This is a genomic window from Oceanobacillus sp. MO10714A (assembly GCF_037072045.1).
Taxonomy (GTDB): Bacteria; Bacillota; Bacilli; order Bacillales; family Amphibacillaceae; genus Oceanobacillus; species Oceanobacillus indicireducens.
This window is the reverse complement of record NZ_JAXHDC010000003.1, coordinates 55318-73313: the sequence shown is the minus strand read 5'-3', so window position 1 is coordinate 73313 and position 17996 is coordinate 55318. Positions and strand designations below refer to the sequence as shown.

At 44.6% G+C, this 17996-nt stretch carries 12 protein-coding genes and 1 riboswitch; of the genes, 10 read left to right on the top strand and 2 right to left on the bottom strand.

The window, feature by feature from the left end:
* Positions 1 to 275: 275 nt before the first annotated feature.
* A riboswitch (M-box (ykoK) riboswitch) is annotated at positions 276 to 442 on the bottom strand.
* A 114-nt stretch (positions 443 to 556) separates the two neighbouring features.
* Together SPD53_RS04140 and SPD53_RS04135 are read right to left on the bottom strand one after the other, a co-directional pair.
* Positions 557 to 2461, bottom strand: coding sequence for a transglycosylase domain-containing protein (locus SPD53_RS04140; protein WP_336251719.1), 1905 nt, complete (start codon positions 2459 to 2461; stop codon positions 557 to 559).
* On the bottom strand, positions 2421 to 2759 hold the full coding sequence (locus SPD53_RS04135; protein ID WP_336251718.1) for a hypothetical protein: 339 nt from the start codon (positions 2757 to 2759) through the stop codon (positions 2421 to 2423). Before SPD53_RS04135 ends, SPD53_RS04140 begins: the two co-directional genes overlap by 41 nt.
* A gap of 255 nt (positions 2760 to 3014) precedes the next feature.
* Between SPD53_RS04135 and SPD53_RS04130 the strand changes: the two genes are divergently transcribed.
* From SPD53_RS04130 to icmF, 10 genes are all read left to right on the top strand, one after another.
* Positions 3015 to 3452, top strand: coding sequence for a DUF1934 domain-containing protein (locus SPD53_RS04130; protein ID WP_336251717.1), 438 nt, complete (start codon positions 3015 to 3017; stop codon positions 3450 to 3452).
* The gene (argS, locus tag SPD53_RS04125; RefSeq protein ID WP_336251716.1) at positions 3449 to 5119 is read left to right on the top strand and encodes an arginine--tRNA ligase; all 1671 of its coding nucleotides are present in this window, start codon (positions 3449 to 3451) and stop codon (positions 5117 to 5119) included. Before SPD53_RS04130 ends, argS begins: the two co-directional genes overlap by 4 nt.
* Positions 5120 to 5651: 532 nt before the next feature.
* Positions 5652 to 7754, top strand: coding sequence for a (Fe-S)-binding protein (locus SPD53_RS04120; RefSeq protein ID WP_336251715.1), 2103 nt, complete (start codon positions 5652 to 5654; stop codon positions 7752 to 7754).
* A gap of 273 nt (positions 7755 to 8027) precedes the next feature.
* Positions 8028 to 9209, top strand: coding sequence for an acetyl-CoA C-acetyltransferase (locus tag SPD53_RS04115; RefSeq protein WP_336251714.1), 1182 nt, complete (start codon positions 8028 to 8030; stop codon positions 9207 to 9209).
* A 12-nt stretch (positions 9210 to 9221) separates the two neighbouring features.
* On the top strand, positions 9222 to 10073 hold the full coding sequence (locus tag SPD53_RS04110) for a 3-hydroxybutyryl-CoA dehydrogenase (protein ID WP_336251713.1): 852 nt from the start codon (positions 9222 to 9224) through the stop codon (positions 10071 to 10073).
* A 33-nt stretch (positions 10074 to 10106) separates the two neighbouring features.
* Positions 10107 to 11240 carry an acyl-CoA dehydrogenase gene (locus tag SPD53_RS04105; RefSeq protein WP_336251712.1) on the top strand — a complete coding sequence of 378 codons (1134 nt, stop codon included), beginning with the start codon at positions 10107 to 10109 and terminating at the stop codon, positions 11238 to 11240.
* 12 nt (positions 11241 to 11252) lie between these two features.
* Complete coding sequence (locus tag SPD53_RS04100; protein ID WP_336251711.1) at positions 11253 to 12392, top strand: acyl-CoA dehydrogenase; 1140 nt, start codon at positions 11253 to 11255, stop codon at positions 12390 to 12392.
* Between the two features lie 287 nt (positions 12393 to 12679).
* Complete coding sequence (gene meaB / locus SPD53_RS04095) at positions 12680 to 13627, top strand: methylmalonyl Co-A mutase-associated GTPase MeaB (RefSeq protein WP_336251710.1); 948 nt, start codon at positions 12680 to 12682, stop codon at positions 13625 to 13627.
* Positions 13620 to 14237, top strand: a complete 618-nt coding sequence (locus SPD53_RS04090; protein ID WP_156854525.1) for a TetR/AcrR family transcriptional regulator — start codon at positions 13620 to 13622, stop codon at positions 14235 to 14237. The genes meaB and SPD53_RS04090 overlap by 8 nt, the downstream gene beginning before the upstream one ends.
* 25 nt (positions 14238 to 14262) lie before the next feature.
* A complete protein-coding gene (gene icmF, locus SPD53_RS04085) occupies positions 14263 to 17505 on the top strand; it encodes a fused isobutyryl-CoA mutase/GTPase IcmF (RefSeq protein WP_336251709.1) in 3243 nt (1080 codons plus the stop codon).
* Positions 17506 to 17996: the final 491 nt, after the last annotated feature.

Genomic DNA, 17996 nt, shown 5'->3' with positions numbered 1-17996 from the left:
CCCAAACTTCACACTCCTCCAATCGATAAGTCAACATCAACTCAAAACTAAAGGAGGGCCGCTTAAATACGGGCTAAAGCCCAACATCGGCATACCCCTAAAGGGGCATGTTTCCTTTATCTCATTCCGGAGTGCTCCAGTTTGTACGTTGCTAAACGGGCGCTTGCGCCTTTGTTCATAAAAATAAAAATACACCTTCTACGGCTAGAAGGTGTATTGAAAAAAGCATAATTAAGAAGAGTTCTGATTACGAACACAGTTAAAAAAGCTTATCAAATATCCTCCAATCGTAGAGCTTTAGCACTGTGTGGCATAGGAATCATATCCAGCTACATTAAAAACCACCTTATGTCGATGGTTCCTGTTGACCCATTGGCGTCTTTGGACATTTTTGGGCAGTAGCGTATCTCCAACACAGGAGCCTTACCTAACGAAGGTCTATTTACATACGAATACAATGGTACAGGTATTCTGGGCATTAGTCAACCAACCTTACCGAAAAGTTACTGCACCTCCCGCGTCTTAAAAATATTTTCAAAGACTCGAAAGTAAAAAGCTACTCGAACAACAGCTGAAACCATTTTTTAAAAAATCCATCATCATTATCTTCCTGTTCCGGGGCAATTGTTGGCTCACAATAATCAACTGGTTCCGTCCCTTTTTTAAAATACATCATAAGGCTTTCTCCGCAATAGGGAGTCGCCCGTAAACCTGTCTCAAGATCAATCGGAACCCCAACGACACCATCTGGGATAGGGAAGTTTTCCTGCTGTTCCCCTTCATGTGCCTTTTCCATCACACGGGCCCAAATCTCTTTCGCATACGTCGTTTCTTGCACTGCTGTAATAACGCGGTGGTCATCATATCCGGTCCATACACCGGTCACAACAGAAGGACTATAACCGATCATCCAGTTATCGGCCTCTGTCGTCCCGGATTTACCCGCATAGAGTCTTGTTAGATGATGGGAAATCGGACTTCCAGTGACCGGCATATAGCCATTCAGCTTCGGTTCGAAAATCCCGGTAAGCAGCTGGGTCAAAATAAAACTCGTCTGCTCATTCAATACTTGTCGTCCGTTTGAACTTTTTCGCTCATATAGTACCTGGCCATTTTTGTCCGTGATTTTTCGAATCGTATATGTTTCCAGCTCTTTTCCTCCATTTCCAAGCATCCCGTAAGCTGTGACAAGCTCTTCTAACGTAACAGACGCTGTCCCAAGCGCAAGGGAAGGGACGGCAGGCAACTCTTTTTCAAAACCAAAAATTTGCGCAGTATCAATGAACCGTTCGATACCAAGCTGCAGACCTGTGCGAACGGCATACACATTATCGGAAAGGGCGATTGCTTCGGCGAGTGTAATAGGCCCATAAGCATAATAATGATTGAAATTTCCCGGCTCATACACGTTCCCATTCTCGAGCCGGAATGTAGTCGGTTCGCTCATCAATTTCGTCAGTGGTGTAAAGCCGTTTTCCAGTGCAGCATAATATAAAAAAGGTTTGAAACTTGACCCTGGCATCCGAAAAGCATTCCGTACCCGATTAAATTCACTTGCCTGATAGCTTCTTCCACCAGCAAGGGCGAGGACTTCTCCTGAATGGATATCTACAGAGAAAACCCCCGCCTCTAGTTCTGTCGTTTCTGGAATAATTTCCTTCATGGCCGTTTCTACCTGTTCCTGAACGGTTTCATCAATCGTCGTATAGAGCTCATAACCACCCGCGCGAATTAATTGCTCCGTTACTCCAAGAATCGCAGCTGCCTCTTTCATCGCCATGTCCTGGAAATGCCCGGCAAATTCCTCGCGTCCTTCATCTTTATCCGTTCGGTACTCAAGTTTTTCTCTAATTGCCGTATGATATGTTGCGTCATCGATTATCTTTTCTTGCCATAAACGCTTTAAAATCAATTCTTTTCGTGCTTCGGCATTTGCTTCGTTATTAAAAGGCGAATAATAGGTCGGTCCCTTAGGAATCCCAACAAGCATCGCTGTCTCCGCGTAAGACAGGTCCGTTTGCGGTTTACCGAAGAAATACTCACTCGCCGCCTCAATCCCGTAAGCACCATGACCGTAATAAATCGTGTTCAAATACCCTTCCAGGATCTCATCTTTCGTATAATGCATCTCAAGCTGCACGGTATAAAACGCTTCTTTCAACTTCCGGATCCATGTCTTTTCATGGGTCAAATATAAATTCCGAGCGAGCTGTTGGGTAATCGTACTCGCACCTTCCCGGAGTGAACCAGAACGGATATTTTTAATAATCGCTCCGCCAATCCGTATGAAATCAAAACCATGATGCTCATAAAAATGATGGTCTTCGATTAAAATCGTTGCAGCGATCACTTTTTCCGATAGATCTTCCTTCTCGACCCAATACTGGTTCCGTATCCCGCTCTCAATTCCAATTACCGCATCATCCCTGCTGTAAATCTTCGTATCCTGCTCCGCTCCCATTGGGGGTGGTCCCAAGAGGTAAATGAATGCTAAGAAAAAAACTGCAAAAAGAATAAGCGCTATGACCATATAAATACCGAGCCGCACCAACCGCCACAGCAACCGATGCTTTCTTCGCCTCTTCACTGACACCCAGCTCCCTAAACCTAGCTTTTTTCACAGTATGGGAGAAATTGGCCGATTTTAAACAATAAAAAAGGAAAGGAGGACGCCCCATTCCTTGTGTATCAAACTCGTTAATTCTCTTACGGTTTTCAAAGCTACTCGTGCTTCCTGTAATAATACCAACTTTAACCAAAATAATTCCTCCAAAAGTATATAGACTGCATGATCGTGGTGCATTTTTTTGAAATCCTTATGTATCAAGGATAAACCGGATCACCGCACTGAACACCAATAGATTTTCCCTCCTGATTTGTTAATCCACCAACTTGGAATATATCTAAAAAGTAGCCAACAAAGTGTGAGTAAAAGAAAAACACATCTTTTTATTGATTACCATGTCAACTTACCGATATAATAAGGTCATTATTCAAAAAGGAAAGGCGATAGGATGAACGAGCTAGAAAAGCGTGTTGCGCTTCAATTGAAAATGAAGATTCAGGATGCTTCAGACAAGGAAGTAAATCATATAAAAGCAACCGGTGTATTCTTCCGGAAGGGCAAGCTGGATGTACTAAGGTTTGAAGAAACAATAGATGATATGGAAATTTCATCACTTATCACAATCCAGAAAGAGAAAGTGACGATTAAACGAACCGGTGCCGTCTCGATGCATCAGCAATTTCGCCTTGGTCAAGTAACAGAAAATGTTTACAAACACCCGCATGGAAACCTGCATATGGAAACATTCACACAACTGATGATGTATCAGCCATTGGGGCAAGGCATACCAGCGCGATTGAACCTGGATTACACTGTTAAACTAAATGGGCAAGATGAACGAAAGCATACATTGGAACTTATTATTATAGAGGAGGACCCCAGATGAACGTACTGGAACAAACAGAACAGAAATTGAAACAAGAAATTTCGGAAGCCGTACTTAAGTCAGGCCTTGCAAGCGCAGAAGAACTTCCGGAAATTATTTTAGAGAAACCAAAAGATAAATCCCACGGTGACTTTGCAACGAATATTGCCATGCAGCTTGCCCGAATTGCAAAGAAAGCGCCACGGCAGATTGCTGACGAGATTGTAAAAGTGATCAACGAGACAGAAGCATCAATTGAAAAAATCGAAATCGCAGGACCTGGGTTTATTAACTTTTTTATGAAAAATGATCTTCTCGAGCAAATCATCCCGACAATTCTTAGAGAGCAGGACAATTACGGGAAAAGTGATGCTGGTAAAGGCAAACGTATCCAAGTAGAGTTCGTTTCGGTAAACCCGACTGGTGACCTCCACCTTGGTCATGCCCGCGGAGCAGCTTATGGGGACGTGCTTAGTAGTTTGCTCGCGGCGGCAGGCTATAATGTCGAACGGGAGTATTATATTAACGATGCCGGCAGCCAGATCGATAAGCTAGGGTTCTCGGTTGAAGCACGCTACTTGCAGGAGCTCGGTGAAGACGTTGAGATGCCGGAAGACGGTTATCACGGACAAGTCATTATCGATATGGCAAAAGCAATTGTCGCAGAAGACGGCAATAAATGGCTGGAAAAATCTCATGAAGAACGTTTTGAATACATGAAAGAGTATGGACTTAAGGCTTCACTGCGAAATATTGAACGTGACCTTAAAGACTTCCATGTCGAATTCGATAACTGGTTCTCGGAGCGCACATTATATGAAGATGATCAAATACCGAATGCAGTCCAGCAGCTGAAAGAGAGTGGCTATATTTATGAAAAAGATGGTGCAACGTGGTTCAAGACGATGGAATTTGGTGATGATAAAGACCGTGTCATCATTAAACAGGATGGTAACTACACGTATCTGACACCGGATATCGCGTACCATAAAAATAAATTGGACCGTGGCTTCGATAAACTCATCAACGTCTGGGGTTCCGATCACCACGGCTATGTCGCTCGTATGAACGCAGCGATTCAAGCGCTCGGTTACCCGGCAGATAAGCTGGAAGTAAAAATCATTCAAATGGTGAATCTCTTTGAAGGCGGGGAAAAGGTACGAATGAGTAAACGTACCGGAAAAGCTGTGAGCTTGCGTGAACTGATGGAAGAGGTCGGAATTGATGCAACCCGTTATTTCTTCGTCGCCCGTTCCAACGATTCCCAGCTTGATTTCGATATAGACCTTGCTCGTTCTCAGTCCAACGAAAACCCGGTTTACTACGTGCAATATGCACATGCACGGATCTGTACGATGCTCTCTCAAGCGGAAACAAGAGGTTTCGATGTTAATGGGAAGTTTGATTTTGCAGAGCTTACATCAGAAAAAGAGCAAGAGCTCCTTATGAAGATCGGCTCCTTCCCGCAAACGGTCGCTGACGCAGCGGAAAAGCATGCACCTCAACGCGTAACGAATTATGTATTCGAACTCGCAAGCTTACTTCATAGCTTCTACAACGCAGAGAAAGTACTTGATGCAGATGCACCGGAACGGACAACTGCAAGAATCGCCTTAATGAAAGCAGTCCGTATCACTATCGCCAACGCACTTAACCTAATCGGCGTAACCGCACCGGAGAAAATGTAAAGAACATAAGAGCCAAATTAATTTCTTTTGTGAAAGGAATTGATTTGGCTCTTTTTTGTTGTTTGAAAGATTTTATGATTAGGGTTCTTCTTACATTAATGGGGGAACAAGTGGTAGATGTTTTCCCATTACCGTGTTGATCTAGCTTGAGTGGGAAAATAAATGGTGTTTATTTTCCCGTTATCGTGTTGATCCAGTGTAGATGGGAAAACAAACGGTGTTTATCTTCCCATTCTCGTGTTGAACTAGCATGAATAGGAAAACAAACGGTAATTATTTTCCGATTATCGAGTTTATCCAGTATGAATGGGCAAACAAATAGCAATTATTTTCCTAATTAGCATCCCCATCTCGCATGAATGACAAAACAAACTAAAAGATTTCGACAAAACTATTGACTGAATGGTCATTCACCTATAAAGTAGTATGTACTATAATGATATGTATCTATATCATTTCAGACGAGAAATTTTTTTAGAACACCATGTAATCGCTATCATTCTGAATAAATGAAAAAAGAGGGGGCATTTAAATGGATACATTTCAAATTATTAACTGGATCGCATTCTTAGTTGTAACCATCTATGCAATCTATTTATTTGCTAGAGTCATTGCAACGAGAATGTCCTATATCAAACTTGGGAGAAAGTCAGAGTTTGATGGCGAAATCAAATTACGTCTAAAACGCGTAGGGAAAATTGTTTTCGGTCAATCGAAGCTGCTGAAGGATAAGAAGTCTGGAACGATTCATGTGATGATGTTCTATGGATTCATCCTTGTCCAGTTCGGCGCAATTGACATGTTCATCAAAGGATTATCACCGGGCAACCATTTGCCATTCGGATCGCTTTATCCAGGGTTCGTCTTTTTCCAAGAACTCGTTACGTTGATGATCCTTGTAGCGGTATTTTGGGCATTTTACCGCCGTTATATGGAAAAGCTTGTCCGACTGAAGCGCGGATTTAAAGCAGGTCTTGTACTTATTTTCATCGGGACACTCATGCTTTCTGTCCTTGCTGGAAATGGGATGCTCATGCTCTGGGAGGAACGGGCAGTAACCTGGACAGAGCCTGTTGCGAGTTTAATTGCAACAGCTTTTAGTTTTCTATCACCAGAGACAGCGATGGTACTGTTTTTCGTTGCTTGGTGGGTGCATACGCTCACGTTGCTTACCTTTTTAGTATACGTTCCGCAATCCAAGCACTTCCACTTGATTGCAGCACCAATCAACGTATTTTTAAGTAAAAAGGTTCCTGGAAAGTTAGAAAAAATTGATTTTGAAATGGACGCGGAAGACGAGGAAGAAGAAATTTCCTTCGGTGTAGGGAAAATTGAGGACTTCAGCCAATACCAGATGATTGATTTTTACGCCTGCGTGGAATGTGGCCGTTGTACCGACGTCTGCCCAGCTGCAGGTACCGGGAAGATGCTTTCCCCAATGGATATTATGATTAAACTGCGTGATCATCTTACAGAAAAGGGAGCAGCAGTAACTGGTAATTCACCTTGGGTGCCGAGCTATGCATTCTCGAATTCTACTGGAAATATGGCCAGTAGCGAGGGAGAGGCTGCAGCAACAATTCAAAATATGAGTCTTGCAGGTGACGTCATTACTGCTGAAGAGCTTTCTGCATGTACGACTTGCCGGAACTGTGAAGATGCTTGCCCAGTAAATAACGAACACGTTGGAACGATCATTGACCTGCGTCGTTACTTAGTGATGACGGAAGGGAAGATGGATTCTGAAATCCAACGTGCCGTGCAAAATATCGAACGTCAAGGTAACCCTTGGGGTCTATCGAAAAAAGATCGCGTGAAATGGCGCGAAGAAGATGAAACAGTATACATTCCGACGGTAAAAGAATTGAAGAAAGAAGACAAAGAGTTTGAATACCTGTTCTGGGTAAGTTCGATGGGGGCCTACGATAGCCGTAGCCAAAAAATCGCTCTTGCTTTTGCGAAACTAATGAACCGGGCAGGTGTCAGCTTTGCGATTTTAGGAAACACTGAAGCAAACTCAGGAGATACAGCCCGCCGTATCGGAAATGAATTTCTTTTCCAAGAGATTGCAGAAAAGAACATAAAGCAATTCAATAAATATAATGTGAAGAAGATTGTTACAATTGACCCGCACGCCTATAATATCTTTAAAAACGAGTATCCAGACTTTGGCTTTGAAGCGGAAGTCTACCATCATACGCAATTACTCTATGATTTAATCATGGAAGGAAAATTGCAGCCAACCGGCCAGATCAATGAACGCCTAACGTACCATGACTCCTGTTATTTGGGCAGATATAATGGCGTATATGACCCACCGCGGGAAATCTTGAAATCGATTCCGGGGCTGGAATTAGTAGAAATGGTCCGTACCCGTGAAAACGGCATGTGCTGCGGGGCCGGCGGAGGCTTAATGTGGGCGGAAGAAACAACCGGAAATCGCATCAACGTCGCCCGTACAGAACAAGCATTACAAGTGAACCCATCGATGATTTCGACAGGTTGTCCATACTGCTTGACGATGATCAGCGACGGAACAAAAGCGAAAGAAGTCGACGAAGATATCGGCACGCTTGACGTAGCTGAAATTCTAGCAATCTCCGTATTTGCTGAAGAAGAAGAGAAAACAGCGTAATAATAAAGTGAACCTTCATTCAGTGAGGATTCCTTCCCTCCCCACTGAATGTTAGTTGAACAGAATCAGGGATTTACGGACTGTATATCCCCACCTTCACACCTCGGGCTTTACTCATGTTTAGAGATGGGGGTATTACAGACCGTTAATACGTGATAAATTGAGGTTGGGAAATGAACTATTTTAATCTATTTCCCAACCTCTAAATTTACTAACCTATAATGAGCGAGCGATCAATCAGACGCGCTAATATATTTTTTTAGGAGGATCATAATGAGAAAATCAGTAATTGTGTCAGGTGCAAGAACTCCATTTGGAAGATTCGGAGGCGGATTACAACCTCTCCAAGCAACAGACCTTGGTGGAAAAGTTATTTCTGAAGCGGTCAAACAAGCAAACTTGGAAGGTGACCAAATCGATGAAGTGATTATGGGAACTGTACTACAAGGTGGCCAAGGCCAAATCCCTTCCCGCCAAGCAGCAAGAAAAGCCGGACTCCCTTGGAACGTGAAAACAGAAACAATCAACAAAGTCTGTGCATCCGGACTTCGCGCCGTTACTCTCGCCGATCAACTCATTCGTCTAGGAGATGAGGACACGATCGTAGCAGGTGGAATGGAAAGCATGAGTAATGCCCCTTATATTTTAAAAGATGCCCGCTGGGGACACCGGATGGGTGACAGACCTGTTGTAGATTTAATGATTCACGACGGACTCACCTGCTCCTTTGAAGGTGTCCATATGGGGAATTATGGAAACAGCACAGCGAATAAATACGATGTCAGCCGCGAAGCTCAAGATGAGTGGGCCTACCGGAGTCATATGCGGGCAGTTGAAGCAATTGAAGAAGGTAAATTCAAAGATGAGATTGTCCCTGTTGAAATTCCGCAGCGAAAAGGGGATCCGGTCCTTATTGATACAGATGAAGCACCACGGAAAGATACGAGTATCGAAAAACTTGCGAAATTGCGCCCGGCATTTGATAAAGATGGAACGATTACAGCTGGTAACGCACCAGGCGTAAACGACGGGGCCTGTGCATTTGTTGTGATGGGTGATGATACAGCGGAGAAACTTGGGAAAACACCGCTCGCAACGATTCTCGGTCACGCAGAAGTTGCCGTTGAAGCAGAGAATTTCCCGCAAACGCCAGGTCTTGTCATTAACGAACTTTTAAAGAAAACTGGCTATACAAAAGAGGATATTGAACTCTATGAAATCAACGAAGCATTCGCTGTTGTGTCGCTCGCAAGTGGGGAAATCGCTGGAATTGATATGGAGAAAGTAAATGTCAATGGCGGGGCAGTTGCACTTGGTCACCCAATCGGAGCAAGTGGCGGAAGAATTATTTTAACACTTATCCATGAACTGAAAAGAAGAGGTGGCGGTCTCGGAATTGCCGCGATCTGTAGTGGCGGCGGTCAAGGAGATGCCATCTTAATTGAAGTGAAATAAGGGGGAACGATGATGACAATTAAACGCGTAATGGTAATCGGTGCAGGGCAAATGGGGGCAGGGATCGCCCAAGTGGCGGCCCAAGCTGGTTTTGAAGTGCTTTTACACGATGCAAATGAAACAGCGCTTGATGCAGGGATACAACGAATTGAAAAACTCCTCACCCGTGCCGTCCAAAAGACGAGAATCACGGATGAAGAGAAGGCATCAACGCTGAACAATCTGAAGCGGGCAAAGAAACTAGAAGATGCGCGTACTTGTGATTTAGTCATCGAAGCAATTGTTGAAAATATGGACGTGAAAACAAATCTTTTCCGTGAACTGGATGAAATTACTCCAGCTCATACAATTTTAGCGACGAATACATCATCTTTACCGATCACGGAAATTGCCGCTGTAACAAATCGTCCGGAACAAGTTATCGGCATGCATTTTATGAACCCGGTCCCGGTTATGGAGCTCGTCGAAGTCATCCGGGGGATTCAAACAAATGATGAGACATATGAAAAAATTTCTCAGATGGCGGAAGAACTCGGGAAGACTTCAGTTGAAGTTGCTGATTTCCCAGGTTTTGCAGCGAACCGGATTTTAATGCCGATGATAAACGAAGCGATTTATGCGGTTTACGAAGGTGTCGCTTCACCAGAAGATATTGATACGGTGATGAAGCTCGGTATGAATCACCCGATGGGACCACTTCAGCTGGCAGATTTCATCGGGCTTGATACATGTCTCTACATTATGGAAGTGCTCTATGATGGTTTTGCAGACAGTAAATATCGTCCGTGCCCATTACTTAGAAAATATGTGAAAGCGGGCTGGCACGGTAAGAAATCCGGTCGTGGCTTTTACGTATATAGTTAATACAGCAAGAGAACAGCAAAGGGGGTAACCGGGATGGATTTGACATTTACCGAAGAACAGGAAATGATCCGTAAAATGGTCCGTGATTTTGCCGAAACAGAGATTGCGAATGAAGTGGATCGGATGGAGCGTGAAGACCGCTTTCCAGAAGAAGTGATCCGGAAAATGGGTAAGCTCGGTTTAATGGGGATTCCAATTCCAGAGCAGTACGGTGGAAGTGGAATGGATTTCACATCGTACATTATTGCTATTAACGAAATTTCAAAGGTGAGTGCCGGTATCGGTGCTATCTTATCTGTTCATACATCCGTTGGTACGAACCCGATTTTAAAATTTGGTACGGAACAACAGAAAGAAAAATATATCCCGAAGCTCGCAAGCGGAGAATATGTAGGAGCATTCGCGCTCACGGAACCTGGTGCAGGCTCGGACGCTGCAAATATTAAAACAACGGCAAAAAGAGACGGGGACCACTATATTTTAAACGGCTCGAAACTGTTCATCACGAATGGTACCCATGCAGATACGTTCATTACATTTGCAAGAACCGGTGAAGGGACGAGTGGAGTTAGTGCCTTTATCGTGGAAAGGGAAACCCCCGGTTTTTCTATCGGGAAAGCCGAGAAGAAAATGGGCATGCATGGTACTGGGACGGTTACACTGAATTTTGACCACTGTAAAGTACCGAAAGAGCAACTCCTCGGAGGAGAAACAGAAGGCTTCAAAATTGCGATGGCGAACCTGAATGTCGGACGCATTGGTATCGCTGCCCAAGGCCTTGGTATTGCAGAGGCTGCTCTTGAGCATGCAATCGATTATGCTAAAGAGCGTGAACAATTCGGCAAACCAATCGCCCACCATCAAGGAATTTCATTTAAACTGGCCGATATGGCAACAGAGGTTGAAGCTGCCAGGTTATTAGTTTATCGGGCAGTAGATCATGTTGAAAAAAATCTTTTGCTCAGCAAAGAAGCATCCATGGCGAAAATGTACGCATCAAACACGGCGATGAAGACCGCGATTGAAGCGGTACAAATTCATGGCGGCTACGGATATACCGAAGATTACGCCATCGAACGGTTTTTCCGGGAAGCAAAAGTTACCCAGATTTATGAAGGTACCAATGAAATCCAACATGTCGTCATATCGAAAAACTTACTGGATTAGGAGTGAACAAAAATGAATTTTCAACTGACGGAAGAACAGGAAATGCTGCGGAAAATGGTCCGCGAATTTGCGATGAATGAAGTGGAACCGACTGCAGCCGAAAGAGATGAGGAAGAACGCTTTGACCGGGAGATTTTTGATAAAATGGCAGAACTCGGTCTGACTGGAATCCCATGGCCGGAAAAATACGGTGGAATTGGTGCAGACTTCGTAAGTTATTGTATTGCGGTTGAAGAATTGTCCCGTGTTTGTGCGTCTACCGGTGTGACATTGTCTGCCCATTTATCCCTTGCTAGCTGGCCGATTTATAAGTACGGTACGGAGGAGCAGAAGAAGACGTTTCTTTACCTGCTTGCGACTGGGGAAGCACTTGGTGCCTATGCCTTATCTGAACCAGGTGCAGGAAGTGACGTTGCAGCGATGAAGACCATTGCGAAAAAAGATGGTGACGATTATATATTAAATGGCAATAAAGTTTGGATTACAAATGGTGGGGTTGCCGATATCTATATCGTTTTTGCGAAAACGGATCCTGCTGCAAACCACAAGGGCATCAGTGCATTCATCGTGGAGAAAGGAACAGAAGGCTTCACCTTTGGTAAAAAGGAGAAAAAACTCGGTATTCGTTCGTCACCTACGACCGAATTAATTTTTGAAAACTGTCGGATACCGAAAGAGAACTTACTTGGCGAAGAAGGGGAAGGCTTTAAAATTGCGATGACAACTCTAGATGGCGGGAGAAACGGAATCGCTGCCCAAGCTGTCGGGATTGCCCAAGGAGCACTCGACGCATCGATAAATTACGCGAAAGAAAGAGAACAGTTTGGAAAACCAATTGCCCATAACCAAGGAATTTCATTTAAACTTGCTGACATGGCAACAGAAGTCGAAGCCGCCCGTTTATTAACGTACCAGGCAGCATGGCTTGAGAGTAACGGAAAACCATACGGAAAAGAATCCGCCATGTCCAAACTATTCGCAGGAGACGCAGCCATGCGGATTACTGTAGAAGCAGTCCAAATCTTCGGCGGTTACGGCTATACGAAAGATTATCCGGTCGAACGCTATATGCGTGACGCGAAAATCACCCAAATTTACGAAGGCACCCAAGAAGTCCAACGCCTCGTCATCGGCCGCACCATCACAAAATAAACTGGGACACTGGGGTCAGAGCACCTGTCCCAGTATGAAGCGGGACAGTGGGGTTGGGACACGGGGTCAGAGCACTTGTCCCAGTAAGAAGTGGGACACGGGGTCAGAGCGCCTGTCCCAGTATGAAGCGGGACAGTGGGGTCAGAGCGCCTGTCCCAGTATGAAGCGGGACAGTGGAGTCAGAGCGCCTGTCCCAGTAAGAAGTGGGACACTAGGGTCAGAGCACTTGTCCCAGCAAACTGGGACAACAGCTCTGACCCCATGTCCCGGTGGAAAGGAAGGGCATCATGCAGACGTTAGTTGAACGGTTGAAACAAAAGGATATACGTGCGCTTGCTCGGGCGATTACGCTGGTGGAAGATGATCATCCGGAAAAGCTGGAGCTGTTAAGTGCGGTGTTCAGCGAGCGGAAACACGCTGTATATGTAGGGCTGACTGGCTCACCTGGCGCAGGTAAGAGCTCCCTTGTAAACAGGCTTGTCACCCAGATCCGGAGTGAGGGGAAAACGTGTGCTGTTATCGCGGTTGATCCAACAAGTCCATTTAGTGGTGGCGCACTCCTCGGGGACCGGGTCCGTATGAATGAACATTTCCTTGATGACGGCGTGTTCATCCGCAGTATGGCGACGCGCGGTAGTCTCGGTGGCCTTGCCCGGGCAACAAAGGATGCGGTGCGCATATGTGATGCCTACGGGTTTGATGTGATTTTAGTCGAAACAGTCGGTGTCGGCCAGTCCGAGCTCGACATCATGAAAATCGTCGACACAACAGCCGTCGTCCTTACCCCGAACAGTGGGGATGTGCTCCAGATTTTTAAAGCAGGCATTATGGAAATCGCTGATCTTTTCGTCGTGAACAAAGCAGACCTCCCAGGCTTCGGTAAATTGAAAGCATTACTGAAAGAACTTGTCATGATCACCGCAACCGAAGAACGGGAAACCCCGATCATCAAGACGATCACGACGGAAAATAAAGGAATCGATAAACTGTGGGGAAAAATCAAAGACCATCATGAATATCTCTACAAGACCCACGAAGGAAAAAGAAAACGTAAGATGCAGCAAGAACTTGAAGTCTATGAACTCATCCGCGAAGAAATTTGGCGAGAGGTGAAACAATTTATCGAATCAAAGAGACACCTTGAGCCAATCAAGGCAGATGCGGATCCTTACAAACTCGCGATAGACTGGTACGCAAGATGGAAGAAGGAAGGAGGCTTTACAGATGATGGATAAGAGTCGAATTATCTCCTCCGTAAAAGACGAAGACCTGATCAAAAAACGCCGCGATCAGATGATTCAAGGCGCGATTCGGCTTTTTAAAGAGAAGGGCTTCCACCGGACGACAACGAGGGAAATCGCTAAAGAATCTGGCTTCAGTATCGGTACACTTTATGAATATATTAGAAAGAAGGAAGATGTCCTTTTTCTTGTTTGCGATTACATTTATGATGGCGTGCGCGATCATTTTGAAACAGAGCTGCAGCTGGAAAACCCTTCAGAGGAAAATTTGAAGGCAGTTTTCAAGTTTTATTATGAGCTTATGGATGACATGCAGGAAGAAATTCTCGTTCTCTATCAAGAAATAAAAGGCTTAAATAAGGAGACGAGGAAATATGTGCTGCAAAAGGAGAAAGATATGGTCGCTATGCTTGAGAAGCTTATCCTTTCTTGCTACCCGGATGCATTAAATGAAGAGGAAGTAAGCATAGCAGCGAATAATATCTTTGTTCAAGGCCATATGTGGGGCTTTCGTCGGTGGATTCTGCAACAGAAGTTCACGATAGAAGAATACATCGATATCCAAATTAAGCTGAACCTCCATGGCCTCTTGCATAAAAAATGATGATCCAAAGGGGAGGAGAAACATCATGCAACAAGTAGAAGTTTACAAACCGAAAAATCCGATTCGTTTTGTCACGGCATCAAGCCTATTTGATGGCCACGATGCCTCGGTCAATATAATGCGCCGAATCCTGCAAGCAACTGGGGCAGAAGTTATCCACCTCGGTCATAACCGTTCCGTGGAAGAAGTCGTCTACGCTGCGATTCAGGAAGATGCTCAAGCGATTGCCGTCTCTTCTTATCAAGGCGGACACGTCGAATATTTTAAATATATTATCGATCTATTAAAAGAAAACGATGCCGACCATATTAAAGTTTTCGGTGGTGGAGGTGGAACGATTATCCCGAGGGAAATTAAAGAACTTCATAATTATGGGGTTGACTGGATATTTTCCCCTGAGGATGGTCGTAAATACGGTCTTCAAGGTATGATTAACCGAATGATGGAAGCGAGCGACTTTCCAACGCCGCTTCAGATTGAAAAGGAGAAAGAGCGTTTATACAAGAGTGAGCGGGACGCCATGGCGAAGTTCATTACGTATATGGAAAACACGCCGAGCGATTCCAAGGAGAAACAACAGCTTCTCGAAGAATTTCGCAGTAAAGCAGATCAAGCGATTCCCGTGCTTGGGATTACGGGTACAGGTGGAGCGGGGAAAAGTTCGCTTACGGATGAACTCATACGCCGCTTCCTTAATGAAGTTCCCGATAAAAAGATTGCCGTCATCTCCATCGACCCGACGAAACGGAAAACTGGCGGAGCATTACTCGGTGATAGGATTCGTATGAATGCTATTTTTCATGATCGCGTCTATATGCGCTCACTTGCAACGAGGGAATCGCGGGACGAACTTTCCACGGCAATTAATGATGTCCTTGATGTCGTCAGGGCAACTGGTTTTGACTTTGTCATTGTGGAAACGAGCGGGATTGGCCAAGGAAATGCTGCAATTACCGATGTCACAGATCTTTCCATGTACGTCATGACCGCTGAATTCGGTGCTCCCACTCAGCTTGAGAAGATTGATATGATTGATTACGCGGATTTTATCGTCATTAACAAGTTCGAACAACGGGGTTCAGAAGATGCGTTGAATCAAGTACGTAAACAATATGAGCGGAGCCGCATGCTTTTCGGTCAAGACAAAACAAAATATCCAGTATTCGGAACGATTGCGAGCCAATTCAATGATACAGGAACGAATTCTCTATTTGCTTCCATTATCGATACGCTGAACGAGCGCTACGGATGGGAGGAGGAGGTTGAGTTTGAAAGGCATGTCCTTTCCGAGAAGCAAAATCAAATCATCTCCGGAGATCGCCGCCATTATTTACGGGAAATTGCTAGTATCGTCCGTGATTATAATAAACAAACCGAAAATCAAAGCGAGATAGCGCGAAAACTGTATCAGCTGCAAGGAACTTTGGAAATCATCGAGGACCCTGAAGCGAAAGAATTACTAGAACAAACTATAACCCAATATAAAAAACAGCTGAGCAATCATTCGCTAGAGCTGCTTGAATCATGGGATGATACGCAGGAAAAATATAGTCAGGACACGATGACCTTTAAAGTCCGTGATAAGGATATCGTTACGGAAATCACAACAGAATCCTTGTCTGGTCTCAAGATCCCGAAAGTCGCCTTCCCGAAATTCCAAGACTGGGGTGAACGCCTCCGCTGGCTTATGAAAGAAAACGTTCCGGGCAGATTCCCATTCACAGCAGGAGTATTTCCGTTCAAGCGGGAAGGGGAAGATCCAACCCGTCAATTCGCTGGAGAAGGGACGCCAGAGCGGACGAACCGGAGATTCCATTATTTATCAAAAGATTCCGAGGCAAAACGGCTTTCGACCGCCTTTGACTCTGTTACTCTATATGGTGAAGACCCGGCAGAGCGCCCGGATATTTACGGAAAGGTCGGAGAAAGTGGCGTCAATATATGTACCCTCGAAGATATGAAGAAATTGTATGCAGGCTTTGATTTGACGAACCCGCTCACCTCCGTCTCTATGACGATTAACGGACCGGCCCCAATTATTTTAGCGATGTATTTCAATACAGCAATCGATCAACAAATTGATAAATTTACAGAAGAACATGGCCGGAAACCGACAGATGAGGAATATGAAACTATTAAGAATAAAACAGTTTCCACCATTCGCGGAACCGTTCAAGCCGATATTTTAAAAGAAGATCAAGGGCAAAACACATGTATCTTCTCAACAGAATTCGCCCTGCGCATGATGGGGGATATCCAGGAATATTTTATTGAAAAAAATGTGCGCAACTATTATTCTGTCTCCATCTCGGGCTACCATATTGCGGAGGCTGGTGCAAATCCAATTACCCAGCTCGCCTTCACACTCGCAAATGGGTTCACCTATGTGGAATATTATTTAAGCCGGGGCATGGACGTGAATAAATTCGCACAAAACCTGTCCTTCTTCTTTTCGAATGGACTGGACCCGGAATATACGGTAATTGGCCGGGTTGCCCGCAGGATTTGGTCGATCGTTTTAAGGGAAAAATACGGAGCAAATGAGCGAAGTCAAAAACTTAAATACCATGTCCAGACTTCTGGACGCTCCCTACACGCCCAAGAGATTGACTTTAACGATATCCGTACAACACTGCAAGCACTTCTAGCAATCCAAGATAATACAAATTCCTTACACACGAATGCATATGACGAGGCAATCACGACACCGACAGAAGAATCCGTGCGCCGAGCGATGGCGATCCAAATGATCATCAATAAAGAATTCGGACTGACGAAAAATGAAAACTCCACCCAAGGTTCTTTTATCGTCGAGGAATTGACGGATCTTGTCGAAGAAGCAGTGCTCCAAGAGTTTGAGCGGATGAATGACCGTGGAGGTGTGCTCGGAGCAATGGAACGGCAATACCAGCGGGGGAAAATCCAGGAAGAATCACTTTACTATGAAAGCAAGAAACATTCCGGTGAACTTCCGATTATCGGGGTGAACACGTATGTAAACCCGAACCCGCCAAGTGATGAAGAGATTGATTCCATGGAGCTTGCCCGTGCCTCCCAAGAAGAGAAACAACATCAAATTACAGAACTGCGCAAATTCCAAAAGCAGCATGCAGATGAAACAGAAGCAGCTCTAAGTCGTCTCAAACAAGTAGCAGTCCAAGGAGGCAACATCTTCGCCGAACTCCTCGAAACCGTCAAAGTTGCGAGCCTCGGCCAAATCACGACTGCTTTATATGAAGTCGGCGGGCAGTATCGAAGGAATATGTGATTTTTTTGGGTAAAATATAACGTTCATAATTAAGATTGTAAATCCGAACAAATCGAGGGAGAGCGTTTTGTTCGGATTTTTCGTGTATAGGGTAGTTATGTATTTTACTGCTCGGGATGGTGTTTCTTTTCTCAATCGTGCGCTCACTTTGTCCGAATAGGCAAATAACCGGTGTTTCTTTTCCCAATCCTGCGGTCACTTTGTTCGAATGGGCAAATAACCGGTGTTTCTTTTCCAAATCATAGGGTCACTTTGTCCGAATGGGCGAATAACCGTCGTTTCTTTTCCCAATACTATGCACCCGCCGTTCAAATGGGAAAATAACCAGCAATTCTTTTCCCAATACTATGCACCCACCGTTCAAATGGGAAAATAACCGGCAATTCTTTTCCCAATACTATGCATCCTCCGTTCAAATGGGAAAATAAACGGTATTTCTCTTCCCATTATTACGCAGTTCCCTTCCAAAAGGGAAAAGAACCGTTATTTGT

Excerpts from the sequence above, each read along its gene's own strand:
- SPD53_RS04140 (WP_336251719.1), bottom strand. The coding sequence starts at position 2,461 with ATGGGAGCGGAGCAGGATACGAAGATTTACAGCAGGGATGATGCGGTA.
- SPD53_RS04130 (WP_336251717.1), top strand. The coding sequence starts at position 3,015 with ATGAACGAGCTAGAAAAGCGTGTTGCGCTTCAATTGAAAATGAAGATT.
- argS (WP_336251716.1), top strand. The coding sequence starts at position 3,449 with ATGAACGTACTGGAACAAACAGAACAGAAATTGAAACAAGAAATTTCG.
- SPD53_RS04120 (WP_336251715.1), top strand. The coding sequence starts at position 5,652 with ATGGATACATTTCAAATTATTAACTGGATCGCATTCTTAGTTGTAACC.
- SPD53_RS04115 (WP_336251714.1), top strand. The coding sequence starts at position 8,028 with ATGAGAAAATCAGTAATTGTGTCAGGTGCAAGAACTCCATTTGGAAGA.
- SPD53_RS04110 (WP_336251713.1), top strand. The coding sequence starts at position 9,222 with ATGACAATTAAACGCGTAATGGTAATCGGTGCAGGGCAAATGGGGGCA.
- SPD53_RS04105 (WP_336251712.1), top strand. The coding sequence starts at position 10,107 with ATGGATTTGACATTTACCGAAGAACAGGAAATGATCCGTAAAATGGTC.
- SPD53_RS04100 (WP_336251711.1), top strand. The coding sequence starts at position 11,253 with ATGAATTTTCAACTGACGGAAGAACAGGAAATGCTGCGGAAAATGGTC.
- meaB (WP_336251710.1), top strand. The coding sequence starts at position 12,680 with ATGCAGACGTTAGTTGAACGGTTGAAACAAAAGGATATACGTGCGCTT.
- SPD53_RS04090 (WP_156854525.1), top strand. The coding sequence starts at position 13,620 with ATGGATAAGAGTCGAATTATCTCCTCCGTAAAAGACGAAGACCTGATC.
- icmF (WP_336251709.1), top strand. The coding sequence starts at position 14,263 with ATGCAACAAGTAGAAGTTTACAAACCGAAAAATCCGATTCGTTTTGTC.